This window comes from Pigmentiphaga daeguensis (assembly GCF_039523035.1).
GTDB lineage: Bacteria > Pseudomonadota > Gammaproteobacteria > Burkholderiales > Burkholderiaceae_B > Pigmentiphaga > Pigmentiphaga daeguensis.
The window spans coordinates 25984-51300 of the sequence record NZ_BAAAEN010000004.1 but is presented as its reverse complement, the minus strand read 5'-3'; the positions used below and the strand labels follow the sequence as shown (position 1 = coordinate 51300).

Here is a 25317-nt window from a genome sequence, read left to right as displayed (position 1 = left end):
AGCTATGTCTACACAATTGTTGACCGCCGTCTCCCTGGTCCTGTTCGCCGCCGCCGCGCTGCTAGTGGGTGTGGCGATCCTGGTCCGCGGCTCGCGGCAGACCCGAAGCCGGCAGGTGGTGGACAGCGCCATCACTGCGCGGACCAATCCCGTGCTGGACGACGCCCTTGCCAGCGTGGCGTCGCCAGTCCGGCGCGGACGCGTGAGCGCGATGTTCGATGGCGCCGCGCAACTGGGCGAGAAGTGGGAACGAGGCAAGCTGGGCAACTATCTGCTCGAGGCCGAGGATCGGCAACTGATCGACCGATGCGGCTTTGGCGATCCGGCGCGCGCGCGTTCCCTGTTCATCTTCGCGCGGGTCGTGCTGGCTGTCGTCGTGCCGCTCCTGGCCTGGATGTTCGGCGGTGGCGGCGCGCTCGGAACGATGCTGTCCCTGTTCCTGGGGTTCGCCCTGGGCTACATGGTGCCGAAGTGGGCGCTGCGCCAGGTGGCGGCCTCGCGTACCCGCAAGGCCAAGGAAGAACTGCCGCTGTTGATCGACCTGCTGCGCCTGCTGCAAGGCGTGGGCCTGTCCATCGACCAGAGCTTGCATGTGATCGTGACCGAGTTCCGCACGGTGCTGCCCGTGCTGGCCGCGGAACTGGAGATCGCCGTCAACCAGCATGCCCGCGGGCTGTCGCGCGAACAGTCGCTGCAACGGCTGGCCACCGGTTTCGGCAACGAAGACCTGGCGGCGGTGGCGCGCCTGATCGTGCAGGTCGACCGGCATGGCGGAGCGGTCCAGGAACCCCTCAAGCAGTTTTCCGAACGCGTGCGCGAACAGCGGCGGATGGAGTTGAAGGAGCGCGTCGGCAAGCTGACGGTCAAGATGACGGGCGTCATGGTGCTGACCTTGTTGCCCGCGCTCATCATCGTCACGGGCGGTGCGGGATTCCTGGCTGTCTTCCGCGGCCTGGCGAGGATGGGAGGCTGAGATGACCGGGTCGATTCATTGCCCGGCGCGCATGGCCGGGTTGTTCGGGGTCTTGCTGCTGGCGGCGGGGTGCAGCTCCACCGCGCCCTCGGGCTACGGCGTATCGGCGCCCAAGTTCAACGACGAGGCCATGATGCGCCAGCAGGTCGCGAACGACGAGCCGACGGCGGACAGTCGCGGCATGTATCTCTCGCTGATCCGGGAGATGCAAGGCAAGGGGCTCTATTTCGCGTCGCTGGCCCACATCGATGCGTTCGAGCAGCGTCATGGCGCGGCACCCGACGTGGAACTGCTGCGTGCCCATGCGCTGCGTGAGGCCGGGCAGTCCGAGGAAAGCGCCGTGGTCTATCGCCGCCTGCTCAAGACGGAAGTCGGCGCGGCGGCCGCACAGGGGCTGGGGCTGCTGGCGGGCGCGCGCGGCGATTATCCGGCCGCGGTGGTGTCGCTGCGCGAGGCGGCGCGCCTCGATCCCACCAATGCGCTGATCGTCAGCGACCTTGGCTACGCCTTGCTGCGCAATGGCGAAACGTCCGCTGCCAGACTGCCCCTGGCACAGGCCGCCGAACTCGCGCCGGAAAACTCCAGGATTCTCGCCAACCTGGCCTTGCTGCTGCTGGTATCGGGTGACGCCGGGCGGGCAGGGACCGTCATGGACAAGGCGGGCCTGTCGCCCGATGCGCGCGTGGCGGTGCGCAAGCTGGCCGACGATATCGCGCGCGGCGCTTCCCGGACATCCCGTCCGGCCGCGGTCGTGAAGGCGGATCCCGTCCCGGCCGCGGCGCCGGTGGCCAGTCCGTTCCCGGTCTCGTCCCTGGCACCCGAAATGTCCCGCGTACCCATGGCTCCTCCGCCCGAGCAGGCGCCGGCGGCACGCGGAGCGGCCGTGGTCAGGGCCGCAGCGCAGGAGTCCGCATCCATGGAGCCCGTGCGCGAGCCCCCGGTGCGGCCGGTTTCCGCGCCCATCCTGCAGCCGGTGCGCGCTCCCATGCAGTCCATGCTGGACCGGTTCAACTCGACCACCCCCTGATGCCGGCATGCCGAGGCGACCGGATCTTCTTCAACGATGACGAATACAAGTGGAATCAAGGCGATCATGAAATCTACCAGCCAATGCCCGCACGGACAGTCCGCTTCCCGGCATGTCAGCCGTTATCTGGTGCTGGCCGCGCTGCTGGCGGCCCCCCTGGCGCATGCGCAGAGCAACGCGCCGGTGACCGGTTCCATGCTGCAGGAGACGCCGGAGCAGCGGGCGCGCATGGAGCAGGCAGCGCGCCAGGCCCAGGCGGAAGAGCAGGCCCGGCGCGCGGCGGCCGCGCAACAACAAGCCGCGCAGGCACAACGCGAGGCGCAACTGCGCGCGGCCCCGCAGCAGGGGGCGGCGTCGACGCCGGCCGCGTCCCGGCCCGCTTCCTCGGTCGTGCGGCAGGTGCCGGGGCCGGGCCAGGCGCCGGCCGCCTCCGCCCAACCAGCGACCACGGCGCGCCCCCAGGCCGTGCAGTCTTCCGAGCAGCGCGTAACGACGGTGGTCACTCCGCAAGCGGCGGCGCCCGCCCAGCCTGTGGCAGCTGTCGCCGCGCCCGCTGCTGCTGCGCCCGCTGCCGTACCGCGATCGGAAGCAGCCGTGGCCACGGCATCCGCCGCGCCGCAGGGCAGGAGCCGGCCCAACGGCGATGTGACGAGCGAGGTGGTGCGCATGCAGGCCGAAGGACGCCAGGCAGGCCAGGCGCTGCCCATGCTGGGCGCGACCGCGTCGCCCAGCTGGAAGCGCTACATCGACAGCTTCTCGCATCCCATCCCCCAGTTCTACGAGACGACCTCGCAGCCGAAGCAATAGGCAGGTTTTCATGACACCCCATCGTCGTATCCCCTCGTCCGTTTTCCGGGCACCGCCGGCGCGCCAGCGGGGATCGGTGCTGATCGCGGCCGCGGCGGCGATGCTGGTATCGGTCACGCTGCTGGCTTCGGCGGACCTGGGCTATCTCTTCTACATGAAGCGGGAGCTCCAGAAGACCGCCGACCTGGCGGCTTTGGCCGGTGCCCAGCAACTGGAGCGGGACAGTTGCGTCGCCGCGAGCGCGGCCGCGCGCGGCAATGCCAACCTGAACCTGCAACGATTCGGGCTGTCGATGGGAACCTCGCCCGATCCGGTATGCGGGCGCTGGGATCCGAATCCGGATGCGGCCAAGAACACCGTGCAGGCCATGGAGCCTCCCTCCGAATCCTATAGCGGGACCGGCGGCAAGAAGTATTTCGGCACGCCCAAATCCTCGGTCGGCTTCAATGCGGTGAAGGTGGCCATTTCCCAGCAGGTCCCCCTGGTGTTGCCGTTCCTGGGCAATCGGTCGCTCTACGCCGAGGCCATCGCCGTCCAGGAAGCACCGATCGCATCCTTCTGGGTCGGCTCGAAACTCGCGACCACGAATTCCCAGACCGCCCCCTTGTGCGTGCTGCTCCGGGTCGTGGGCGCGAACCTTTGCGAAGACCTCAGCATCGGAACCTATGCCGGCCTGGCCGGCGTGAAGATCACGCCCAGCGGCTTGCTCAAGCAACTGGGCATCCCGGTGGGCGCGGACCTGAGCGTAGGCGAGTTGAACAGCCTGCTGGCCGCCCGCAAGGTCGAACTCGGGCAGTTGCTGAACGCCATCGTCAGCCTGGCGAACCAGAACAGCCTGCTGGGCCTGAACGCTTCGCTGCTGAACGCGTTGACCGCCAAGCTGGGCATCGATACGCTGCTGGTCCAGCTGGGTTCGAACAGCGTCACGAGCGGACTGTTCGCGCTGATCCAGGCGCCCAGCGCCGGTTCGGCGCTGAACGTGGACCTGGACGCGCTGGGGTTGTTGACCGCCGCGGTCGGCGTCGGCGTGTCCAATCATGCGGTAACCGTCAATCTGGGACTGCCGGCCGCCGTGAGTTCCGCCGTCGGACTCAAGACCAACGTGCGCGCCAGCATCATCGAACCGCCCTCGGTCGGCATAGGCGGCCTGGGTACCAAGGCCTACACGGCCCAGGTCCGCACCTTCGTCGACATCGCGACCGACGGCGGGCTGGTCGGCGGCCTGCTGGGGCTGCTCGGCACGCAGGTCAAGCTGCCCATCGTGCTGGACGTGGTCAGTTCGCAAGGCACGCTTACCGGCATGAGCTGCACGGCGCCGGCCAAGGCCACGATCAAGGTCGATTCGTCCATCGCCAAGCTGTGCATGGGCAAGATCAACGAATCCACGCTGTGGTCGACCCACGACGTCTGCGCGACCGGCCTGCAGGACGAGACCTTCGTCAAGCTGCTGGGCATCAACCTGCTGCACGGGCAGGTCAAGCCCGACATCCTGGCGCAGGATCCGGTCTACACCACCCTGGAAGTGGACCAGACCAAGACGGTGGGCCGGAACGAGCTGCCGCTGGGCGACACGGTGCAGGACCTGGTCAACCAGTTGCTGGCGCTGTTGCTGGCGCAGTCGTCCGCGGGCCAGGGCGCCCAGTTCGAAGCCTTCCCCGCCGACACGGCCACGCAGGTGGCGGACAAGTACCTGAACCAATACGGCTACACGCCCAGCGTGATCGAACAGAAGCTGCTCGGGGACGGCATCACCTGGCCCCGTCCGTGCGGCCTCCTGGGCCTGGGGACCTGCGCCATGCCGACGCTCTGGCGCCAGACCGTCACGCCGCTGCTGGGGTCCTGCAACCAGGCCTGCATGCGGACCGAACTGATCAAGGCCTTGCAGACGAGCGCCAGCAACGGCTTGCTGGGCGGGCTGCTCAATGCCGTGGGCGATCTGTTGGGCAGTCTGCTGGGCGGTGGAGGCAGCGGCCAATCGCAGAACCTGCTGCAGGCCATCCTGAGTCCGCTGGTCGGCTTGCTCAAACCCTTGCTGAACGAAGTGGGCAAGCTGCTGGCCAACCTGCTCGACGGGCTGGTCGGCATCAAGATCGGACAGACCGACGTGCATCTCATGTCATTGGAATGCGACAACGTTCGACTCGTCTATTGAGCGCGAACGACAACGATGGAGGAACGGGCGTACCGCCATGAAGACACGACCTTCACAAGATGATCTCGACGTTTACGTCTGGGAAGGCAAATCGGATATTGCCGACCGTGTCGCACGGGCGCTGGCCAACTTCGACGTGGATGTGATACGGGCGGACAACATCGCCGTATCGCGCGACGTGACGAGTGTGCGCATGTCGGTCGCGATCATTTCGGTCACGGTCATCGACCGTCCGAGTTTCAGCGTCAGCGACTGGCAGGCCGGGCATGGCATGCCGGTGGTGTGGGTGGCGGCCGAGGCCCGGAACTCCGACCCGCGCGTCTATCCGCCCGAGTACTCCAATGTCCTGACGGCGGATTTCACCGCCGCCGAACTGCGCACGCTGGTCTTCAAGGTGGCTGGCGTGGTGCGGGAGCAGGGCGCCCGCGCCAAGGCGGCCGAGCCGCTCATCGCCACCTCCGCCTGCATGCGGGTCTTTCTGTCGGAGGTCGAGGCTTTCGCCGATTGTGATTCGACGGTGCTGATCCGGGGCGAGACCGGCGTGGGCAAGGAGCGCGTGGCGAGGCTGTTGCACGAGGGGCATCGCCGCTACGGGAAGGGCCCGTTCGTGGCGGTCAACTGCGGCGCGATTCCCGACGGCCTGTTCGAATCGCACTTCTTCGGCCACGCCAAGGGGGCTTTCACCGGGGCGACCTTCGCGCACAAGGGATATTTCGAGCAGGCCCATGAAGGCACGTTGTTCCTGGACGAGATCGGCGATCTGCCGCTGTATCAGCAGGTCAAGCTGCTGCGCGTCCTGGAGCAGAGCTGCGTGACCCGCCTGGGTTCGACTGCCGAGATTCCGGTGGATTTCCGTCTTGTGGCCGCGACCAACCGCGACCTGCGCGAACTGGTGCGCCAGGAGCTGTTCCGGGCCGACCTGTACTACCGGCTGGCGGTGATCGAATTGCAGGTGCCGAACCTGGAAGAGCGTGGCGCGGTGGACAAGATCGCCATCTTCAAGGCCCTGCTGGGACAGATCCTGCCCGAGCAGGAGGACGAGGTGCCCGACTGGCTGGCGGCGCTCGTCACGCGCACGCGCTTCCCGGGAAACGTGCGGGAATTGCGCAACGTGGCAGAGCGGGTGGGCGTGATGGTCAGGCAGTTCCGGGCCTGGGACCGGGAACGCATCGGCCGCATCTTCGCGTCGCTGTCCGAAGGCGTCATCCCGGCCAACGAGCGCAGCCCGCAGGAACTGGCCGAGCGCAACCGGATCATCGGCGCGCTGGATGCCCATGGCTGGCGGCGCCAGGATACCGCCAATTTCCTGGGAATCAGCCGCAAGGTGCTGTGGGAGAAGATGCGCAAGTACCAGATCGTCGGCCAGGATGCGGAAGTGGCGGGCGAACTGGACTGACTGAAGCGGCTTGGCGTCAAAAAAGACTCAATAAAGAGCCCACGGCGCCGTACTTTCATTAAAATCGGACACGCTTTGTTACGGCCAGGCCGACGAACTCGATATGACCAAGGAAGCTGGAATGAAAATGAGGACATGCAGAATGTTCCGACAAGTGGGGATCGTACTGTCGCTTTCCATGGCATCCCTGGGCGTTTCCGCCCAGGTGGTCCAGAACACGACCGCCAAGCCAGGGACGCAGGCCGCGGCCCAGGCCGCGCCGGTCCGGCCCGTCGACGCGGCCCAGTCGGCTTCCAACAACAGCACGATGGCGGAACTGCAGCAGCTCATACAGAACCGTACGCTGAACGAACTGCGCACCACCTACAACGGCAACTACGGGGCCAGCCTGCTATTCAAGGCGGATGACCTGACCTATTACGTGGCGATGTTCCAGCAGAAGAACTTCTGGCGCGTGGTCAAGACCACGTCCGAGGCGCAGGCCGAGCAGACCTACAAGGCCTTTGTCGAGCAGACGGTGCAACTGGCCGACGTGGATATCCGCCGCATCAAGCTCGACGCCGAGCGCGCGGTGACCGAAAAGCTGATCAGTGCCAACGAGACGCGCCTGAACGCGCTGCAGAACGACCTGACCATGCAGCGCCAGCAGGAGCAGCAGGTGGCGGCCCGCCAGGAGCAGGCCCGCCAGGAAGCCGCCGCGCTGGCCAACGAGCGGCAGGCCGCGCGCGAACAGCTCAACACCCTCCAGCGCCAGATCCGCATGCTGGAAGAGCAGCAGACCAAGCTCGACAGCGCCAACAGCGTGACGAGCCAGGACGGCCGGCGCGGCCGCTGAGCCTCGATCGCCGCGCAGTGCCGGAACCGGGGCCCCAGGCCCCGGTTTTCATTTCGGAGCGCCAGGAACCAGCAAGGCTGCCAGCCCCAGCGCCGCGCCGGTCGCGCATATCGCCTGCCACTGGCCCAGGCTCCATGCCAGGCCGGCCAGTGCGGATCCGGCCGCGCCGCCAAGAAAGAACAGGCCGACGAACAGCGCGTTGATGCGGCTGCGCGCCGCGGGGTCGAGCAGGTTGACGGCGCGCCGTCCCAGTGTCTGGTCGCCGGTGACGCCGGCATCCAGGACGATGGCCGCCAGGCCCATCGCGATCCAGGACGCATGGCTGCCGTGCCCGGTGTTTCCGGCCCAGGCCGCCAGGGCAAAGGCGCCGATCATGCCGAGATGGGAGATCGCCGTTACCGGCCGCGTCCAGCCCCGGTCGCCGGCCCGGCCCACCCAGGGCGTGATGAAGGCGGCGGCCGCGCCCACCAGCGCGAACACGGCGATGCCGCGTTGTCCCACCGAGTAGGGCGGCTGCGCGAGGCGCAGCGCGACCGCGGTCCAGAACAGGCTGAAGGCCGCCATGCTGAGGGCAGCGCTGGCCGCGCGCCGGCGCAGGACCGGTTCGCGGCGCAGCAGCGATCCCAGCGACACGATCAGATCGAGGTAGCGCGGACCGGGCGGCGGCAGCCGGTCGGGAATGCCGCGCACCAGCGCCCGGCCGAGCGCCAGCGAGGCCATGGCGCTGGCGGCATAGAACGCGCGCCAGCCCAGCGTGTCGGCCAGCAGGCTGGCCAGCGGACGGGAAAGCAGGATGCCGACCATCAGGCCGCCCATGATGTCGCCGATCACCCGCCCCCTGATTTCGGGGCCCACCATGGCGGCGGCGATGGGCACCAGCACCTGGATGACGGAACTGGCCGCGGCCAGGACGAACAAGGCCGCCAGCAGCAGCGCGGCGAAGGGGCTGCACGCGGCGGTCGCCGCGGCCACTGCGGCGACCGCCAGCATCGCGAGCACCAGGCGGCGGTGCGGCGCCACGTCCGCCAAGGGCACGAGCAGGAATAGTCCGGCCGCATAACCCAGCAGCGTGGTCATGGCCATCAGGCCCGACGCCATCGGTGCCAGGCCCAGCGAGGCGCCCATGACGCCCACCAGTGTCTGCGGCGCGAAGAGATTGGTGACGAGGACGCCGGTGGCGGTGCCGAACAGCAGCACCGGGGGCCGGGTCGATAGAGACGCGCGAGGGGCCAGGGCCCCGGATTTGCCGCAGGTGGCCATGCAATGCTCCGTTTGATAAATTAATTGCATATCGAACGGAAACTTTATTTTTCTATCGCATGATCAAGCAATTCAATCCTTCGCATCATCATTATGCGCAGATGTCATGAATATCCATGACCTGGAAGCTTTCGTGGCGGTGGTGGAGACCGGTTCCATCGTCGGCGCATCGGCCCGCCTGCACTTGACGCAGCCGGGCGTCACCCGCCGCGTGCAGAATCTGGAGGAGCGCCTGGGCGCGACCCTGCTGGACAGGCAGTCCAAGCCCCTGAAGCCGACGGCGGCGGGCCGTGAGGCCTACGAGCACGGACGGCGGGTGCTGCGCTCGCTGGATGACCTGAAGGCCGGGGTGTCGCCCCACGGGGAAGTGCAGGGCGAATTCCGGCTCGGCATCATGCCCTATTTGTCCGAAGCCGCGCTGATGCAGCCCTTCGATCGGCTGCGCACCGATTTCCCGGCGCTGACCCTGCGCGTGACCTCGGGCTGGTCGCCGCGCCTGGTGGAGCAGGTCGCGCGCAGCGAGCTGGATGCCGCCGCGGTGTGCCTGGCCGACGGCGTGCCGCCGCCCGAGACCCTGGTGTGCGACGACCTGGGCGCCCAGCGGGTGCTGCTGGTTGCCGCGCGTTCGCTGAAGGTGCCGCGCCGTCCGGATCTGGAACAACTGTCCCGATTCCCCTGGGTCATGAACGAGAACGGTTGCGGCTTCCGGGCCTTCATCCGCCATCGCTTCGAGGCGGAGCGGCTGCCTTTCCAGGTAGCGGTCGAAGCGCTGAGCGTGGACCTGAGGATGTCGCTGGTGGCACGCGGCTTCGGCATCGGCATCGTGACGCCCGCCGCATTCGCGGGCGGCGCGTGGCGCGACGAGGTCCAGGTCATCGCGTCGCCCGATTTCCGTCCCTGCGTGCGCGCCTGGCTGTTGCACCGCGCGCCCGCGGGGCGGCTGGCGCGGCCCATCGCCGCGTTTCGGAAGGCGCTGATCGAGGCGCTGAGGGAGCCGGACTCGTTGCGCGAGCCTTGACCGCTGGTGGGTAGCCGGCCAGCGGTCAGGGCTCAGGTGGTGGACGTGGCACGGGCCGGAGCATGGCCGGCATCCGGGCGCCGGTCCACCCAGGCCAGCACGGCCAGCACCGCCAGCGCGGCCGCCGCTGGCGCGACCGCGGTCAGCACGATGTCCCGGGGGCTCCAGTTCAGCGCCAGCATCAGGCCACCCAGCGCCGGTCCGACGATGGAACCTATGCGGCCCGAGGCCGCGGCCCAGCCCACGCCGGTGGTACGGAGTTCCGGCGGATAGTAGGACACTGCCAGGGCGCTTTGTCCCACGCACCCGGTGATCAGGCCGGCGCCCATGCCGCCGATCACGGCCAGCACCTGCCCAGGCGCCAGCGCGACCTGGTTCACGACCAGTATCGAAGCGATCGCGATCAAGGTCGTGATCGCCAGGAGCCGCTTGACGCCCAGCTTCGCCACCAGCGCCATCATCGCCAGGCTGCCCAGCAGGCCGCCCATGCCGAAGGCGGCCGTCGCGGCCGGCGCCTGCGCGCGACCGAAGCCGAACTCGGCCAGCAGCGTGGGTATCCAGAAGGTCAGAGCATAGGCGTCCAGGAAGATCAGGAAGGCGAACAGCCAGAGCAGCCAGGTGCGCAGCCGCCACCGGCGGTCGAACAGCGCCGCCACGCTGCCGCCCTGGGCCGGCCGGGAGGCACGGGTTGCCGGGCCGCGGCCGGGAAGGACCTTCAGGAATAAGGGCAGCAGCACCAGCGGAAGGATGCCGCCTATCAAGAACACCGAGTGCCAACCGTACTGCCGCATCAAGGGCACGCCGGCCATGCCGCCGATGACGGCTCCCGCCGACAGTCCCGCCGCCACCAGCATCGCCGCCGTTTCCTTGTAGCGGGCCGGCGTCGCGCCGGCGGCAGCCGACACCGCCACGGGCAGCGCGCCACCCAGACCCACGGCCGCGACGAAGCGCAGGGCCGCCAGCACGGGAACATCCGGCGACCAGGCGGACAGCAGCGTGCCCAGGCCGAATATCGCGACACTCAGGCCGCCCACCGTGCGTTGTCCCCAGCGGCCGGCCAGTGGACCGCATGCCACATAGCCCACGACGGCGCCCACGCTGGTGGCGACGAAGGCCGGCGTGAACGCCGCGGGCGGCAGGCCCCATTCACGCGCCAATGCCGGCGCGACGAAGGCGATGGATGTGGTGTCCAGGCCGTCCAGCAGCACGACCAGGAAACAGATCGCCACGATACCGATGCGGGCAAGGCGCGAACGCGGAGCGTCGCCGGACGTGGCGGCCGATGCGGAGGAAGTGTCCATGGTGGTCCTTGCGAAGAAGGGATTCAACGCGGCGCGTGCCGGGCCTGGATGAGGCGGTCGATATGCAGAACGGCGCCATCCTGTCCATGGCTGGGCCACGGCGGCAACGTCGCGCGATTGGGATCGCCGGTGCGGGCAAACGCGGCGCAGATGTCCTGGAAACCGTGGCTGAGGTCGGCAAGCTCGGCGGAGTCGGCACCAGCCACCATGGGCGCGTCCCGCCAGGTGGCCAGGTTGCCGAACAGGAAGGGCAGATCGATGCAATGGCACGCGCCGATGCCCGGTGTAGGCGACTGCCAGTCGAACTGATAGACGAAAGGCGCGCGGCCCTTGGCGGCCAACGCGCGGGCATACGCCAGCGTAGGCTCGATGAAATCCAGGCGTGACCGCAGGTCCGTCAGCGCCGCGAGAGGCGTGCCCGGCGCCCGGCTGGCGCGCGCCTGCTCATACCGCTCGCCACCTGCCTGCCCGTAGTGGGCGTGATATACCTCGCGCACCGTGTCCGCCGGCAGGCCGCCCATGACGGCGTCGCCCACATAGAACGCGGCATTTTCTTCGCGCGTGTAGCCGATGATGGTGTCGCACCAGGCGCCGGCCCCGGCGGCTGCCAGCGGTGGAGCGGCGATGACATCGCCGTCGACAGTCGGCATGAATGGCGGCGTGACCTCCCCGGGGCTGGCCGGGACGGTCTGCCGCAGTACCTGCAACTGGGCTTTCAGGATGGCGTCCACCGGCAGCCGCGACAGGTTGTCCGGCGTTGCGGTCTCGATTCTCGCGGCGCGGGTGAACATGTCCGCCACTTCGCGCTTCTGCGCCGGCGCCTGCAAGGCCACGCCCAGCGGCGTGCTCATCATGATGGCGCGGTCGAACCACTCGGGGCCGTCCGCGCGGGTCTGCAGCGCAGCGATCGAGTACGCGCCCGCCGACTGTCCCGCCACCGTGACGTTGGCAGGATCGCCGCCGAACGCGCCGATGGCGCGCCGTATCCACGACAGCGCGGCCATCTGGTCGCGCAGCCCCAGGTTGGCGGGTGCGATCCCGGGAATGGGCAAGAAGCCCAGCACGCCCAGGCGATAGGTCACGTTGACCACGATCATGCCGGTGCGCTCGGCCAGCACGGCGCCGTCGTAGCAGGGCAGCGAACCGCCGCCCGTCATGAAGGCGCCGCCGTGCAGGAACACGAACACCGGCGCGCGGGATGGGCGGTCGATAGGTACCCAGATGTCCAGGTGCAGGCAGTCCTCGTCCTGCCGGGCGGGATAGTCGCCCATGACCTTGGCCAGCCTCGACGGCAACTGCGGCGGGATGGCCGCGGGCGCCGTCGCGTCGAACCGGCCATCGCCTTCGGCCAGTGGCCGGGGCGGCGCGAAGCGGTGGCCGCCGGTGGGGGGCAGGGCGTAGGGCACGCCCAGGAAACGGACCACCTTGCCCTCGCGGGCGCCCAGCAGGCGACCGTAGGGCATGTCCACGACGCTTGGATCGTTCGGGTTCATGGCATGGCTCCCCTTTGTGGTGAAGGAAGCGTAGCATCGCAAACTGCTCGAGTTCGTTCTGTTATTGGAACGTCAACGTACTGGAAAAGGAACGAATCCATGCGCGGCCTGGACGACATGTACGTGTTCAAGATGGTGGTCGACCATGGCGGCCTGTCGCCCGCCGGACGGCAGATGGGCGTGGCCAAGTCCACGCTGGCGCGCAGGCTGGCCGACCTGGAGCGCCGCCTGGGCGCGCCGCTCTTCCACCGTGGCCCCAGGCAGTTCGTGCTGACCAGCTTCGGACAGGAGTGCTACCGGCAATGCGCACGGGTGGCAGCCGAGGCCGACAGGCTGCTGGCACTGGCCGAACGCCTGCAAGCCGTGCCCACCGGATCCCTGCACGTCATCGCGCCGCCCTACCTGAGCGAGATCGCGGTCGAAGGACTGGCCACCGAATTCGCGCTGGCTCACCCCCACGTACGGCTCCATTTCGAGGCCAGCGCGCTCATTTTCGATCCGCGCTTCGTTTCGGCCGACCTCGTCATCTATCCCGCGTTCGAAGCGCTGCCCGACGCCGACATCGTCGCGCGCAAACTGATCACCAGCCCCTTCGCCCTGATGGCCAGCCCGGACCTGCCCGGCCTGGACACCTTGGCGGACCCGTCCGGCCTGGCCGCCATGCCCTGCCTGGGCTTCGGGCGCAAGGCCACCGAGTGGCTATGGCGGCTTCGGCGCGGCCGCGAAACCAGCGTCGTGCGCTTCGAACCGCGCTTCACCACCTACCACCTGTCGGCGCTGTTGCAGGCGGCGCGCCAGGGCCTGGGCATCGCGGCACTGCCCCTGGACCTGTGCGCGGAGGAACTGCGCCGGGGCCGGCTGGTGCGAGTCCTGGAGGACTGGCTGCCACCGCCGGTCAACATCTTTGCCGTCTATCCGGGGGGCAGGACCCTGACCACCGCGGCCCGGTCCTTCCTGGACATGCTGGTGCAGCGCCTGCCGGGCGCGCATTTCGACGTCTCGCAGACGTCACGGGGCAGGGCGGAGCAGGCTGGCAGAGCGGGGCGAAGCCGGGCGTCTGGCCGGGGTTGATGCGGGGTTTGCAGGTTTTTCAGCCCTCGATTTGCAAGCCGAAAAAAGTGTCGCTATAATTTCATTTCTTTGCAGCGCCCGTAGCTCAGTTGGATAGAGTACTTGGCTACGAACCAAGGGGTCGTGGGTTCGAATCCTGCCGGGCGCGCCAGAATTACCCTGTTAAATCAGGGATTTAAACGGCTTGAGGTCCACGACTCTCAAGCCGTTTTTCTTTGCCTGGGAGATTTGGGGGCGCCGCCTGCTTGGATGGCATCAATCTCGCGCAGGCGTGCCGTGCGGTATCGGCTGACATCAGTGCGTGCGCATCCGGGCCGAGTTGCGCCCAGAGACAGCAAAGCCATCCCGAGGGGTGGCTTTTTCGTTGAGGCTGGCTGGCCTGGCTTTCTTCCAGGAACGACAGTTGCTGCCCCGTCTCCTCCTTCCAGGAGGCCGACATGCTGACTATCAACGACGTTCAAGATGCGATGCGAGTCTGGGACGAGGCCCATGTCGCAGTCCACGACTATTTCGGAAACAACGACATCCTTGATCCGCACAGCTGGACGAGATGGCAGGATCTGGTCGAAACCGAAAATCTGGCGCGCACGCAGGCCTTGACGACCATCAACAGCTATCGGGGGTTGGAGCAGGCGAAGTAGGGGGTGCGATATATAGCTAGAAATTGAGCTGTTCCGGGCTGATGCCCAGCGCTGCCGCAATTTTTTCCCGAGTCGATTTGCGCAGACGCTCGCTGCTTTCCTGTTGAGCGTAGGCGGACTGGCTGATGCCCAGACGCTCGGCCACTTCAGCTTGCGTAAAGCCGAGATGCTCGCGCCACGCGCGAACGGGTGTGGCGCCGTCCACGGTTCGGCTGATTACGTCGTGAGGAATCAAATCCTTGCCGACGTTGCGCTGCGCCATGTATTCGCCGTAAGGGATCACCACGAAGGCGGGTTTGCCGTCCGCGCCGTTGATGACCTGGATATTAATACGTGCGTTCATCGCGCTTTTTTATCTCCTGGATTTCGATGATTCTGATCTCCCCGTCCCAATCGAAGAAGATCCGGTAGTTCCCGACTCGAAGGCGGTAACCATACTGTTGGTTGACCAGGGACTTGATGTTCTGACAATCCGGCATTGCCGACAGCGCGGAAATGCCATCACGAATCGATGCCTGATGAGGCCGATTGATCTTGCGCAATTGCTTGGCGGCCTTCAGGGTCCAGACGATCGAATTCATTAGTATTATAAGTTAATTATAAGTTTTATGCGTGATCTGTCCAAGTGCGCTTGACGAGGTCACCCGCCGAGCTGACGGCGCATCATTAACCACGATGAACATGGCCGACAACGTGGCAAAGGACATCTTGGTCCAGTTTCACGTGACCGCCGCCATGCCGAGCAAGTCCCCATGCGACGATCGGTCGCGTCCCATCCCCCCGCGTTTCTCCACCAACCCCGGGTACACTGGCTGTGTCGAAACGCTGCCCAGGGGCGCGGTTTCACGCCGTTGCCCCACTGACCCATGCCATTCGTCAACTACAAATACAAAATCCTGGGGGGACTTGCCGCGATGGCCCTGTCGGCGTCGTTGTCGGCCCAGCAGCCCGAGAAGCTCGAGCCGGGCACCATGGCGGGACGCATGGCGGCCTGTACGGCCTGTCATGGCGAGCAGGGCCGCGCCGGGCCAGATGGCTACTACCCCCGTATCGCCGGCAAGCCGGCCGACTACCTGTACAACCAGCTCGTCTATTTCCGCGCCGGCCAGCGTCAGTACCGGCCCATGCAGCATTTGCTCGAGAACATGTCGGACGAGTACCTGAAGCAGATCGCGGTGTGGTTCTCGGACCAGCATCCTCCTTATCCCGATCCCAAGCCATCGCGCCTGCCCGCCGCCACGCTGGAGCATGGCCGGCAGCTCGTGATGGAAGGCGATCGTGCGCGCGGGGTGCCCGCATGCGTGTCCTGCCATGGGCAGGCGCTGTCCGGTGTGTTGCCGGCGGTGCCGGCGCTGCTGGGCCTGCCGCATGACTACCTGAGCTCGCAGTTCGGCGCGTGGACCAACGGCCTGCGCAAGGCGATCGCGCCCGATTGCATGGCAGACATCGCGCGTCGCCTGACGCCCGAGGACGTCAGCGCGGTGGCGGGATGGCTGTCTTCGCAACCGGTGCGCGAAGTGGTGCCGGCCGCCAGCCTGCCCGAGCCGATGCCGATGGAGTGCGGCAGCCAGGTGCATGTGGGGAGCCGGCCATGAACAAGCGCGGATTCCTGCTGGGTGTGCTGGCGGTGGCCGTCGTGGCGGTGGGGACGGTGTTCTGGATGGGGCATCGGGAGTACGACACGCCTGCGCGGACCATGGCCGCGGAGGATGGCGGGCAGCAGATCGAGCGCGGGCGTTATCTGGCTCGCCTGGGCAATTGCGTGGGGTGCCACACCGCGCCCGGCGGCGAGGCCTTCGCCGGCGGCCGTGCGCTGGCGACGCCGTTCGGCACGTTCTATGGCCCGAACCTGACGCCCGATCCGGAGCACGGACTGGGCAGGTGGAGCGCCGATGATTTCTGGCGCGCGTTGCACCAGGGCAAGGCGCCGGATGGCAGCCTGCTGTATCCGGCCTTTCCGTATCCCAGCTATCGCCACGTCTCGCGCACGGACGCGGACGCGTTGTTCGCCTATCTGCGTTCGCTGCCGCCGGCGGCGCGGGTGAACCGGCCGCACGAGCTAGAGTTCCCCTATGACCAGCGCTGGCTGGTGGCGGTGTGGCGGGCCTTCTATTTCCGGCCGACGTCGGACGAGCCGGCACCGGCGGAGCCGTCCGAGGCCTGGCTGCGCGGACGCTATCTGGTCCAGGGCCTGGCCCATTGCGCGGAGTGCCACACGCCGCGCAATCGCCTGGGCGCGATGGCGCTGGATGCCGGGCTGGCCGGTTCGCTGATCGGCGGGCAATCCTGGTATGCGCCGCCGCTGACGGGCGACCGCGTGACCGGCCTGGGAGACTGGACCCGGCAGGACGTCGTCGATCTGCTCAAGACGGGCATTTCGCCACGTTCGCACGCGGCGGGGCCGATGGCCGAGGCGGTCCATCAAGGGTTCCAGTATGCGAACGACGCCGACCTGGATGCGATGGCGGTCTATCTGAAGTCGCTGCCGGCGGTCGGCACCGATACGGCCTCGGTGTCCGCGGCCGCGGCGCCGGCGTTGATGGAGATCGGCGGCAAGCTGTACGAACAGCACTGTGCCCAGTGCCACGGCGCCGATGGCAAGGGGCGCCCGCCCGCCTGGCCGCCGCTGGCGGGCAATATCTCGGTGGTGGCCGCGTCGTCGGACAATGCGGTGCACATGGTGCTGTCGGGCGGTTTCGCGCCGGCCACGGCGGGCAATCCGCAGCCGCACGGCATGCCGCCGTTCGGCCAGTTGCTGGGCGACCAGGACGTGGCGGCCGTGGTGTCGTTCATCCGGCAGAGCTGGGGCAACCAGGCCAGCGCCGTCAGTCTGCCTGAGGTGCGCCGGGTGCGCGAGGCCGTGCGCTAGGGCCCGGTCCGGCGTTCAGCGCGCCGGGCCGGCCTCGAACCGGCGCGTGAGCGTCTGGCTGTCGAATTTCCATCCTTGCGCGGTGTGCACGAGTCCGGCCGTGCCGGCCAGCAGCATGGCGGGGCCGGCCATGGGCGCCGCCGCGTCGTCCGCGATCTCGCCCGCGTGGCGATACACCGTCAGGTAGTAGGTCGCACTGGCCGTCGAGGCCGTGGCCGGCTCCACGCGCAGGTTGGTCACGACGTGGGCGACCCGCTGGTTGCGCGGGCGGCGTTCCAGTTCCTCCAGGATGCGGGCATGGCCGCGCAGCGCGGCGCCGGCGCGGTGCCAGACGCCATCGGGCGTATACAGGTCCAGCATGCGCCCATAGCGCCAGTGGTCGTAGTGGTGGAAGAAGTCGTGCACCACGCGGCTGCACGCCCACGCGGTCTCGAGTTCGGAGGTCGCCATGGCGGTCGGGTCCTTGGAAGGTTGGGTGGGCATCAGTTCACCGCGAGCACGATCTTGCCGGTGTGGGCGCTGCTTTCCATGCGTTCGTGCGCACGCGCCGCGTCGGTCCATGGAATGACGCTGTCGATGGCGGGCGTGCCTTGTCCGGCCGCCAGCCGGGGCCACCAATGGCGTTCCAGCTCGCGGGCGATCGCGGCCTTCAGGGCGACCGAGCGGGGCCGCAGCGTGGAGCCGGTCAACGTGGCGCGCTTGCGCAGCAGGGCGGGGATGGGCAGCATCGCCTCGGGACCGCCCATGAAGGCGATCAGCGCGATGCGGCCGTCCAGCGCCAGGGCCTCGAGGTCGCGGGCGACATAGGGGCCGCCCACCATGTTCAGCACGACGTCGACGCCGCGTTCCTGGGTGAAGGCCAGCGCCTGTCGTACGAAGTCCTCGTTCCGGTAGTCGATCGCCAGGTCGGCGCCCAGCATCCGGCAGAAGGCGGCCTTCTCCGGCGTGCCCACGGTGGCCAGCACACGGGCGCCGAGGGCCTTGGCCATCTGGATCGCGGTAACGCCTATGCCGCTCGAACCGCCGTGGACCAGCAGGTTCTCGCCGGGCTGCAGGCGTGCCCGCGAAAACAGGTTGTCCCAGACGGTGAAGCAGGTTTCGGGCAGGGCCGCGGCCTGTTCCAGCGAGAAGCCGGCCGGCACCGGCAGGCAGTGTTCGGCCGGGGCGAGGCAATGGCTGGCGTAGCCGCCGCCCGGCGTCAAGGCGCAGACCATGTCGCCCGCGCGCCACCGTTCGACGCCGGGGCCGACGGCGGCGACGCGGCCCGAGACTTCCAGGCCCAGGATGGGCGAGGCGCCCGGAGGCGGCGGATAGCGGCCGACGCGCTGGGCGCAATCGGGCCGGTTGACGCCGGCGAAGGCCACTTCGATCAGTACCTCGCCCGGACCGGGGGCGGGCACGGTGCCTTCGGCCATGCGCAGGACGCCGGGCGGTCCGCCTTTGCCGTGGTCGATGTAGCGCAGCGTGCTCATGGCCGGGTCCTCCTGTTCCGCTGTCCGCCCACGAGTTCGCGCGCGGCCTGGGCGATGCGGCCGGCGTCGGGGATGAGCGCGGCCTGCAGGTGCGGCGCCGCGGGGATGCGGCAGTCGGCCACGCCCAGGCGCCGCACGGGCGCGTGCAGGCAGCCGAACAGCTCGTCCTGCACGCGGGCCGCGATCTCGGCGCCGAAGCCGCCGGTCACGTTGGCCTCGTGCACGACCAGCAGGCGGCCGGTACGGCCGGCGCTGGCCAGCAGGGCGGGCCAGTCGAAAGGGGCGATCCAGCGTGCGTTGATCACTTCGGCCTCGATGCCTTCGCGCGCCAATTGCGCGGCAGCCTCCAGCGCCGGGAACAGTATGGCGCCCCAGGCCACCAGGGTGAGGTCGCGGCCGGGCCGTGCCACGCGGGCTCCCCGGGCATCCTCGATGGGCCCTCCCAGGCTGACGGGCTGCGGGTCGCCGTGGTATATGGCGCGGCTCTCTATGACCAGGGTCGGGTCGTCGCAGCGGATGGCGGCCAGCAGCATGTCGTAGGCATCCTGCGCGGTGGCCGGAATGCCCACGCGCAGCCCCGGTATGTGGGCGTACAGCGCTTCCAGGTTCTGCGAGTGCTGGGCGCACGAACCGGGCGTGGCGCCCTGCTGGGTGCGCACGGTCAGCGGCGCGGCCAGCCGGCCGGCCGAGACGTAGCGCACGTTGGCGGCCTGGTTCACGAGCTGGTCCATGGCGACCAGGCTGAAATCTATCCACATGATCTCGACCACGGGCCGCAGGCCGCTCATGGCCGCGCCCACCGCCACGCCCAGCATGGCGGTCTCGCTGATGGGGGTATCGAACACGCGCGCGGCGCCGGCCTGTCGCTGCAGGTCCTTGGTCACGCCGAAGACGCCGCCGGGCTTGCCGACGTCCTCGCCATACACGACCACCTCGGGCATCTCCTCCAGCGCGCGGGCCAGCGCGGCGTTCACCGCCTTGCCGAAACTGAGCTGGGCGACTCCCGTGGAACAAGAAGCTTCAGGCATACAGGTGCTCCATGACGGTGGCGGGATCGGCCAGGGGCGCGGCCAGCGCCGCGTCGGCCGCGCGTGCGATGTCGGCCGCGGCGGCCGCTTCCAGCGCGGCCAGGGCATCGGCCGCCACGCCGTCCGCCGCAAGGCGCTGCCGCAGGCGCGCGATGGGTTCGCGCTGCCGGGCCTCGGCCAGTTCGCCGCGCGGCCGGTAGCCCTGCAGGTCGCCGTAGTAGTGGCCGACCAGCCGCTGGGTCATCATCTCGATCAGCGCCGGGCCTTGCCCCGCGCGGGCGCGCGCCGCGTGATGGGCCACGCAGTCGCGCACCGCGGCCACGTCGTTGCCGTCCACCCGTTCCCCGGGCATGCCGTAGGCGGCGGCCCGCTTGTGCAGTTCGGCATCGCGCACGGTCTCGGCCACCGGCGTCAGTTCCGCATAGGTGTTGTTCTCGCAGATGAACAGCACCGGCAGGTTGCGGTAGGCGGCGAAGTTCATCGCCTCGTGGATGGCGCCCTGATTCATGGCGCCGTCGCCGAACGCGGTCAGTGCCACGCGTTCCTCGCCGCGCAGCGCCGAGGCCAGCGCGGCGCCGCAGGCGATCGGGGCACCGGCGCCGACGATGGAGTTCTCGCCGTAGAAACCGTGGTCGGCGGCGCTGAACATGGCCGATCCGCCGCGCCCCCGGCATACGCCGGTTTCGCGGCCCAGCAGCTCGGCCAGTATCCCTTGCGCCGGCACGCCGCGCGCCAGCGCCCACCCGTGGCCGCGATAGGTGGAGAACACCGGGTCGTCCGCCCGCAGCGCCTGGCACGAGCCCGCGTAGATGGCTTCCTGGCCGATGCACAGGTGGACCGAGCCCTGGATGGATTGCGCCTTGCGCAGCTCGGTGATCTTTTCCTCGAGCAGGCGGATGCGCAGCATGGTGTCCAGGGCCGCGAGTTCGCGCGCGAACGGCCCGTCGCCGGATGTCGCCTGGAGGCTCATCGGGCGGCCTGCACGTGCTTGGCGGCCAGGGCGTCGGCCGTGCGCACCAGCAGCGACAGGTCAGAGCCGACGATGACCACCGTGGCGCCTGCCGCGACGTAGCGTTCGCATTCCGGGGATCCCGCCAGCACGCCGGCCGGCATGCCCAGGGCCACCGCGCGCCGTATCCCTTGCTCGATGGCTTCGACCACCTCGGGATGGTTGGGCTGCCCCATGTGCCCCATGTCGGCCGACAGGTCGGTCGGCCCGAAGAACACCATGTCCACGCCTTCCACGCGGCAGATCGCGTCCAGGTTGGCCATGGCCTCGCGCGTCTCGATCTGCGCCAGCAGGCAGGTCTCCTGCGCGGCGCGCGCGTAGTATTCCTTGTCCCGGCCATAGCGCGTGGCGCGCATGGTGCCGCCCAGGCCGCGCACGCCGCCCGCCGGCGGGTAGCGGGTGTAGCGCACGGCCGCGCGGGCTTCGTCGGCGTTCGAGATGTTGGGCACCATCAGCGCCTGCGCGCCCAGGTCCAGGTATTGCTTGAACGAGGCGGGCTCCAGGATGGGGACGCGTACCGTGGCCGCCGTGTGGCCAGCCGCCAGCGCCGCGAACTGGGCATGCAGGTGGGGCATGCTCTGGGGCGAATGCTCCAGGTCGAACATGATGAAGTCGAAACCGCTGTCCGCCAGCGCCTCCACGGTCTGCAAGGCGTTGGAGACACAGAACAGTCCATACTGGGGGTGCCCGGACTGGATCAGGCGCTTGAAGCGGTTTTGCACGGGGGATGAAGTCATGTCTTACTCCGGTGAAATGCCTGCCTTGCGTTGGACCTCCTGCCAGATCGGCAGGTCGGCCTTCATTTGCGCCATCATCTCGGCAGGGGTGCTGCCGGTCAGCTCGACGCCGCTGCTGCGGAATTTCTCGCGCAGCGCGGGTTGGCGCAGGATGGCGCGCAGCTCGGTCGACAGTTTGTCGACGATGGGTTGGGGGACGCCGGCCGGCGCGACGATGCCGAACCAGAACGAGGCGTCGAAGCCGGGCACGGTGTCGGCGATGGGCGGGATGTCGGGCGTGCCGCTGGCGCGCGTCTTGCTGGTGACGCCCAGCACCCGCAGCCGTCCGCCGTGCACCAGGGGCAGGGCCGAGGTGCCGACGTCGAACACCAGCTGGATCTGGCCGCCGACGAGGTCGCTCAGCGCCGGCATGCTGCCCTTGTACGGAATGTGGACCATGTCCGTGCCGGTCATGGACTTGAACATTTCCGCGGTCAGGTGCAGCGAGCTGCCCGCGCCTATCGAACCGAAGCTCAGCTTGCCGGGATTGCCGCGGGCATAGGCGATGAGGTCGGCCACCGACTTCACCGGCAGGGAAGGATTGACCACCAGGTACAGCGGGGTGGTGAAAGCCAGCGATACCGGCGCGAAATCCTTGAAGGGATCGTAGGGCAGGTTCTTCTGGGCCGCGATGTTCAGCACGAGGCTGGACAGGCTGCCCAGGAACAGCGTGTAGCCGTCGGGCGGCGACTTGGCCACGAACTCCGCGCCTATCATCTGGCTGGCGCCTGGCTTGTTCTCGACGATGACCGGCTGCCCCAGGCGCTGCGCGAGATTCAGCGCGATGTCGCGCGCGGCGGTATCGCCGATGCCGCTGGGCGGGTAGGGCACCACCAGCTTGATGGGTTTGACCGGGTAGTTCTGGGCGTGCGCGCCCGGTGTTGCCAGAGCGCAGGACAGCACTGCGCTCGTTGCCGCGAGCAGCTTGAGTAGTCTCATCATCGTCTCCGGTATGGCGGCGCTGTGTCCGCGCCGCTTCACGCTTGAGGGAAATCAGCGGGTCATCGCTCCTGCCCGACGTAGCCGTGGGGGTTGCCGAAGCGCTCGGTCATGACTTCGCCCAGCGCCTTGGATTTGTGCGCGACCCAGCCGCCGGACAACACGGCGTACTCGTCCGGGTGGGACAGCGCCTGGGGCGTCCTGCCCGCCATCTCGTCGCGGATCAGGCCCAGCAGCAGGCGGCGCATGCGCACGATGCCCAGGTCGGTGGGACCGAGGTGTTCCCGCGTGCGGTCGGCGATCGGTCCTTGGCTGTCCTGGATGGCGGCGTCCTGCTCGGACACGCCCTGGATGCCGGTGAAGCTGTTGTGCTTCTGGTCCTCGCGATCGATCAGGTAGTCGTTGCGCAGGTTCCGGTAGGGCACGTAGTGCTCGTCCACCTGGGCGTGGATGGTGTGTCCCTGACGCGCCGCCTCCCGCTCTTCCTCGGTCAGCGGCCGGTCCGGGTTCCAGGTGTAGGTGTAGATCCAGCACGAGGTGTCGTTCACGGGCACGAAGGTCTGCCCATGGTAGTTCTCGCCGGGAAACGCGCTGGGCGCCAGCGCATGGTTGGGGACCAGGTAGTGGGCGATGCGCCAGTACAGATCGTCGCCGTCGGCCTTGCGCGCCCCGCCCACCACCAGGCCGGCGGGGAACTCGTCCACCGAGAAGGCCGGCATGGGATCGTCGCGCACCCATTTGAAGCGGTCGTTGCGCACGGCCTGCGCGCCCAGCGCGGCGTGCTTGATCCGTTCCATCACCGCTTCGGCCGTCCCGGCTTCTTCCGTACCCAACAGCATGTGCAGGAACGAGAAATGGGTCGTGTCCAGCGCGCCCTCGACGCATTGCAGCCAGTTGCAGTCCTGCCACTTCTTGCTGACGTAGCGGTGCGAGGGCGGCACCAGCGCGAAGGCCAGCTTCGGCAGCGGGGGCGGTTCGGCGGCCGGCCCCATGTAGGCCCAGACGCATTCGCCCCACTCCCGCGCGGGATAGGCCTTCAGGCGGATGCGATCGCGGTAGGGCGAATCGGCCGGCATGGTGGGCATGTCCAGGCAGCGTCCGTCCACGTCGAACTTCCAGCCATGGAACACGCAGCGCAGCCCCGCGTGTTCGTTGCGGCCGTAGTAGAGATTGGCGCCGCGGTGCGGACAGACCGGATCGACCACGCCGACGCGTCCGCTGCTGTCGCGAAAGGCCAGCAAGTCCTCGCCCAATACCTTGATGCGCTTGGGCGGACAGTCCGGCTCCGGCAGTTCCTCGGACAGCAGGACCGGCACCCAGAACTGGCGCAACAGGCGGCCGGCGGGGGTGCCGGGACCGGAACGGGTGATCAGTTCGTTGTCTTCCGCGCTCAGCATGATGTGGCCGTCTCCTTGGTGTTCGTGCAGGAAGTGTCGTGCCGTGCGGGAAATCGCTGGTAGGGAAGTTCGGATATTTTGAATAGCATTCTGCAATGCCGAATACGCCCTGGAACGCCATGCCGCGCAATCCCTACCAGATCGACGAGGAGCCCAGCGACATCGAGTTCGACGCCTACGAGGCGCACGAGGGCGACCGGCTGTTCGCCTCCACCCTGGCCAGGGGGATGCAGATCCTGCGCTGCTTCACGCCGCTCGAGCCGGCGCTGGGCAACAAGGAGCTGGCGCGGCGCACCGGCCTGTCGCCGCCGACCATCTCGCGCTTCACCTACACCCTGGTGAAGCTGGGCTACCTGCGGCCCGACACGCTGTCGGGCAAGTACCGCCTGGCGCCGGGCGTGGTGTCGCTGGGCTACCCGCTGCTGGCCTCGATCACCTTGCGCCAGTTGGCCCGCCCGCTGATGAACGTGCTGGCCGAGTCGATGAACTGCTCGGTGTCGATGGGCATACGCGACCGACTCAGCATCGTCTATGTGGAGACGAGCCGCATCACGAGTTCTTTCGCGCCGCAGCTCTCGGACATCGGCCTGCGCTTTCCCATCGTCTCGACCGCCATCGGCCATGCCTTCATCTCGGGGTGCGAGCCGGTCGAACGGCAGAAGCTGCTGAACGAGATCCGGGTCAAGACGCCGCGCATGTGGGCCGAGCACCAGGATCATGCGGCGCGCTCGGTCGAGGCCTTCGCCAAGAAGGGGTTTTGCAGCGTCTACGGCGAGCAGCACCCCGACCACTATGCGGTGGGCGTGCCCATGGGCCGGCTGCGCGACGGCGAGCTGATCGTGTTCAACGCGGTCATTCCGCGCTTTCGCGCCTCGCGGCAAAGCGTGGAGGAAGGGCTGGCGCCCAGGCTGGTGGAAATGGTGGCGCAGGTGCGCCGCAGCAGCTACGCGGTCTGACGCGGCCGCCGCCGCAGGGTATCGTCGAATGCCGCCGCGTTGCGCACGCCCTGGTCCTCGAAGTTGGTGTTGAACAGCACGTGGACGTTGGCCGCGGCCTTGGTGAGCCGACGCACCAGCTCGGCGATGCGCTCCAGTTCCTCGGGCGTGTATTCGTAGACGAAGCGGCCCGACGAGGCGGCAAGGCGCCGGCGGTTCCAGGCCTGGCTGTTGCGCCCGTGCAGGCGCACCACCGCCAGGTCGGGGCGCGTGGCGGCCCAGACGGCGGGTACGCTGTTCACGTACTGGTCCGGGCTGTCGACCACGGTGTGGGCCGCGCCCAGTTCGCGCAGCAATGCCAGCGTGCCGGGCCGGCCCGCCGGGTCCAGCCAGCCGCGATGGCGGAATTCCACCGCGTGCACCTGGTCCTCCATGCGGCGCGCGCAATCGCGGACCAGGGCGCGGCCGGCGGCGTTGTTGCGCACCCGGGGCGCGTACTGGAAATGGACCGCCGCCAGCTGGCCGCTCTGGCGCAGCGGCTCCAGGCCTTGCAGGAAGCGGCTCCACAATTCGTCGCGCAATTCGCCCGGCAGGGTGGCATGGTCGACGACGCGGGCACCGGACGGGAGTTCGGCGGCGATGTCGGCCGGCAGCGCCGCGACCGGGGTCAGGTGTCCGGTGAACAGCCGGAAGGCCTTCAGGTGGAAGACGAAGTCCGGCGGCGTGCGCCGGGTCCACAGATACGCCGTGCGCGCGGCGGGCAGGCGGTAGTAGCTGCTGTCCACCTCGACCAGGGGGAAGCGCGAGGCATAGAAGCGCAGCCGGTCCTCGGCCGTGCGGGCGGAGGCGGGATAGAAGCGGCCGCAGGCCAGCAGGGTGGGATCGGTCCAGGACGAAGTGCCGACACGCACGGCCATG

Annotated in this window: 25 protein-coding genes and 1 tRNA gene; 13 read left to right on the top strand and 13 right to left on the bottom strand. The window is 68.5% G+C overall.

All coding sequences use genetic code 11. From position 1 onward, the window contains the following. Window positions 1-4: 4 nt before the first annotated feature. From ABD104_RS06990 to ABD104_RS06965, 6 genes are all read left to right on the top strand, one after another. Window positions 5-973 carry a type II secretion system F family protein gene (locus ABD104_RS06990; protein ID WP_087839331.1) on the top strand — a complete coding sequence of 323 codons (969 nt, stop codon included), beginning with the start codon at window positions 5-7 and terminating at the stop codon, window positions 971-973. A 1-nt stretch (window position 974) separates the two neighbouring features. Next, the gene (locus ABD104_RS06985) at window positions 975-2000 is read left to right on the top strand and encodes a tetratricopeptide repeat protein (protein WP_087839332.1); all 1026 of its coding nucleotides are present in this window, start codon (window positions 975-977) and stop codon (window positions 1998-2000) included. 66 nt (window positions 2001-2066) lie between these two features. Next, window positions 2067-2807, top strand: coding sequence for a DUF3613 domain-containing protein (locus tag ABD104_RS06980; RefSeq protein ID WP_176400763.1), 741 nt, complete (start codon window positions 2067-2069; stop codon window positions 2805-2807). Between the two features lie 10 nt (window positions 2808-2817). Then, complete coding sequence (locus ABD104_RS06975; RefSeq protein WP_343927322.1) at window positions 2818-4959, top strand: TadG family pilus assembly protein; 2142 nt, start codon at window positions 2818-2820, stop codon at window positions 4957-4959. A 37-nt stretch (window positions 4960-4996) separates the two neighbouring features. Then, the gene (locus tag ABD104_RS06970; RefSeq protein WP_087839335.1) at window positions 4997-6355 is read left to right on the top strand and encodes a sigma 54-interacting transcriptional regulator; all 1359 of its coding nucleotides are present in this window, start codon (window positions 4997-4999) and stop codon (window positions 6353-6355) included. Window positions 6356-6497: 142 nt separating this feature from the next. Beyond that, the gene (locus tag ABD104_RS06965; protein ID WP_243724554.1) at window positions 6498-7190 is read left to right on the top strand and encodes a DUF2968 domain-containing protein; all 693 of its coding nucleotides are present in this window, start codon (window positions 6498-6500) and stop codon (window positions 7188-7190) included. A 48-nt stretch (window positions 7191-7238) separates the two neighbouring features. On the opposite strand, the gene ABD104_RS06960 is transcribed toward ABD104_RS06965, so the two are convergent. After that, window positions 7239-8450, bottom strand: a complete 1212-nt coding sequence (locus ABD104_RS06960; protein WP_343927321.1) for an MFS transporter — start codon at window positions 8448-8450, stop codon at window positions 7239-7241. Window positions 8451-8556: 106 nt separating this feature from the next. Between ABD104_RS06960 and ABD104_RS06955 the strand changes: the two genes are divergently transcribed. Continuing rightward, on the top strand, window positions 8557-9468 hold the full coding sequence (locus ABD104_RS06955) for a LysR family transcriptional regulator (RefSeq protein ID WP_132979982.1): 912 nt from the start codon (window positions 8557-8559) through the stop codon (window positions 9466-9468). Window positions 9469-9500: 32 nt separating this feature from the next. Here ABD104_RS06955 and ABD104_RS06950 read toward each other — a convergent pair whose 3' ends face one another. Together ABD104_RS06950 and ABD104_RS06945 are read right to left on the bottom strand one after the other, a co-directional pair. Beyond that, entirely contained in the window at window positions 9501-10769 is a 1269-nt protein-coding gene (locus ABD104_RS06950) for an MFS transporter (protein WP_343927320.1), read from the bottom strand. A 23-nt stretch (window positions 10770-10792) separates the two neighbouring features. Beyond that, entirely contained in the window at window positions 10793-12262 is a 1470-nt protein-coding gene (locus ABD104_RS06945; RefSeq protein ID WP_343927319.1) for a carboxylesterase/lipase family protein, read from the bottom strand. A 99-nt stretch (window positions 12263-12361) separates the two neighbouring features. On the opposite strand from ABD104_RS06945, the gene ABD104_RS06940 reads away from it, so the two are divergent. From ABD104_RS06940 to ABD104_RS06930, 3 genes are all read left to right on the top strand, one after another. Continuing rightward, window positions 12362-13333: a LysR family transcriptional regulator gene (locus tag ABD104_RS06940; RefSeq protein ID WP_343927318.1), complete on the top strand. Its 972-nt coding sequence runs from the start codon at window positions 12362-12364 to the stop codon at window positions 13331-13333. A gap of 74 nt (window positions 13334-13407) precedes the next feature. Next, window positions 13408-13484, top strand: a tRNA-Arg gene (locus ABD104_RS06935). 286 nt (window positions 13485-13770) lie between these two features. Further along, window positions 13771-13974 carry a hypothetical protein gene (locus tag ABD104_RS06930; RefSeq protein ID WP_087839340.1) on the top strand — a complete coding sequence of 68 codons (204 nt, stop codon included), beginning with the start codon at window positions 13771-13773 and terminating at the stop codon, window positions 13972-13974. A 16-nt stretch (window positions 13975-13990) separates the two neighbouring features. Here ABD104_RS06930 and ABD104_RS06925 read toward each other — a convergent pair whose 3' ends face one another. Both ABD104_RS06925 and ABD104_RS06920 read right to left on the bottom strand, forming a co-directional pair. Continuing rightward, a complete protein-coding gene (locus ABD104_RS06925) occupies window positions 13991-14317 on the bottom strand; it encodes a helix-turn-helix domain-containing protein (protein ID WP_338618567.1) in 327 nt (108 codons plus the stop codon). Further along, window positions 14301-14555 (bottom strand): type II toxin-antitoxin system RelE family toxin, encoded by a 255-nt coding sequence (locus ABD104_RS06920; protein ID WP_087839342.1) that lies wholly within the window; start codon window positions 14553-14555, stop codon window positions 14301-14303. The genes ABD104_RS06925 and ABD104_RS06920 overlap by 17 nt, the downstream gene beginning before the upstream one ends. 285 nt (window positions 14556-14840) lie before the next feature. Here ABD104_RS06920 and ABD104_RS06915 point away from each other — a divergent pair, with 285 nt between their 5' ends. Together ABD104_RS06915 and ABD104_RS06910 are read left to right on the top strand one after the other, a co-directional pair. Beyond that, on the top strand, window positions 14841-15569 hold the full coding sequence (locus ABD104_RS06915; protein WP_425543317.1) for a c-type cytochrome: 729 nt from the start codon (window positions 14841-14843) through the stop codon (window positions 15567-15569). Beyond that, a complete protein-coding gene (locus ABD104_RS06910; RefSeq protein ID WP_087839344.1) occupies window positions 15566-16843 on the top strand; it encodes a c-type cytochrome in 1278 nt (425 codons plus the stop codon). The genes ABD104_RS06915 and ABD104_RS06910 overlap by 4 nt, the downstream gene beginning before the upstream one ends. Window positions 16844-16858: 15 nt before the next feature. Here ABD104_RS06910 and ABD104_RS06905 read toward each other — a convergent pair whose 3' ends face one another. The 7 genes from ABD104_RS06905 to ABD104_RS06875 form a co-directional block, all read right to left on the bottom strand. Continuing rightward, window positions 16859-17326, bottom strand: a complete 468-nt coding sequence (locus tag ABD104_RS06905; RefSeq protein WP_165963198.1) for a nuclear transport factor 2 family protein — start codon at window positions 17324-17326, stop codon at window positions 16859-16861. After that, on the bottom strand, window positions 17326-18315 hold the full coding sequence (locus ABD104_RS06900; protein WP_343927317.1) for an NAD(P)H-quinone oxidoreductase: 990 nt from the start codon (window positions 18313-18315) through the stop codon (window positions 17326-17328). The genes ABD104_RS06905 and ABD104_RS06900 overlap by 1 nt, the downstream gene beginning before the upstream one ends. Next, window positions 18312-19343 carry an alpha-ketoacid dehydrogenase subunit beta gene (locus tag ABD104_RS06895; RefSeq protein ID WP_338618571.1) on the bottom strand — a complete coding sequence of 344 codons (1032 nt, stop codon included), beginning with the start codon at window positions 19341-19343 and terminating at the stop codon, window positions 18312-18314. Before ABD104_RS06895 ends, ABD104_RS06900 begins: the two co-directional genes overlap by 4 nt. After that, the gene (locus ABD104_RS06890; protein WP_343927316.1) at window positions 19336-20313 is read right to left on the bottom strand and encodes a thiamine pyrophosphate-dependent dehydrogenase E1 component subunit alpha; all 978 of its coding nucleotides are present in this window, start codon (window positions 20311-20313) and stop codon (window positions 19336-19338) included. The genes ABD104_RS06895 and ABD104_RS06890 overlap by 8 nt, the downstream gene beginning before the upstream one ends. Next, window positions 20310-21089, bottom strand: a complete 780-nt coding sequence (locus ABD104_RS06885; protein WP_087839349.1) for an HpcH/HpaI aldolase family protein — start codon at window positions 21087-21089, stop codon at window positions 20310-20312. Before ABD104_RS06885 ends, ABD104_RS06890 begins: the two co-directional genes overlap by 4 nt. 3 nt (window positions 21090-21092) lie before the next feature. Continuing rightward, entirely contained in the window at window positions 21093-22067 is a 975-nt protein-coding gene (locus ABD104_RS06880) for a Bug family tripartite tricarboxylate transporter substrate binding protein (RefSeq protein WP_165963199.1), read from the bottom strand. Window positions 22068-22129: 62 nt separating this feature from the next. Further along, the gene (locus tag ABD104_RS06875) at window positions 22130-23464 is read right to left on the bottom strand and encodes a Rieske 2Fe-2S domain-containing protein (RefSeq protein ID WP_132979985.1); all 1335 of its coding nucleotides are present in this window, start codon (window positions 23462-23464) and stop codon (window positions 22130-22132) included. Window positions 23465-23559: 95 nt separating this feature from the next. Between ABD104_RS06875 and ABD104_RS06870 the strand changes: the two genes are divergently transcribed. After that, window positions 23560-24420, top strand: a complete 861-nt coding sequence (locus ABD104_RS06870; protein ID WP_243724555.1) for an IclR family transcriptional regulator — start codon at window positions 23560-23562, stop codon at window positions 24418-24420. Here the strand turns inward: ABD104_RS06870 and ABD104_RS06865 are convergent. After that, window positions 24408-25316 carry a DUF72 domain-containing protein gene (locus ABD104_RS06865; protein ID WP_343927315.1) on the bottom strand — a complete coding sequence of 303 codons (909 nt, stop codon included), beginning with the start codon at window positions 25314-25316 and terminating at the stop codon, window positions 24408-24410. The genes ABD104_RS06870 and ABD104_RS06865 overlap by 13 nt on opposite strands. Between the last annotated feature and the right edge of the window lies 1 nt (window position 25317).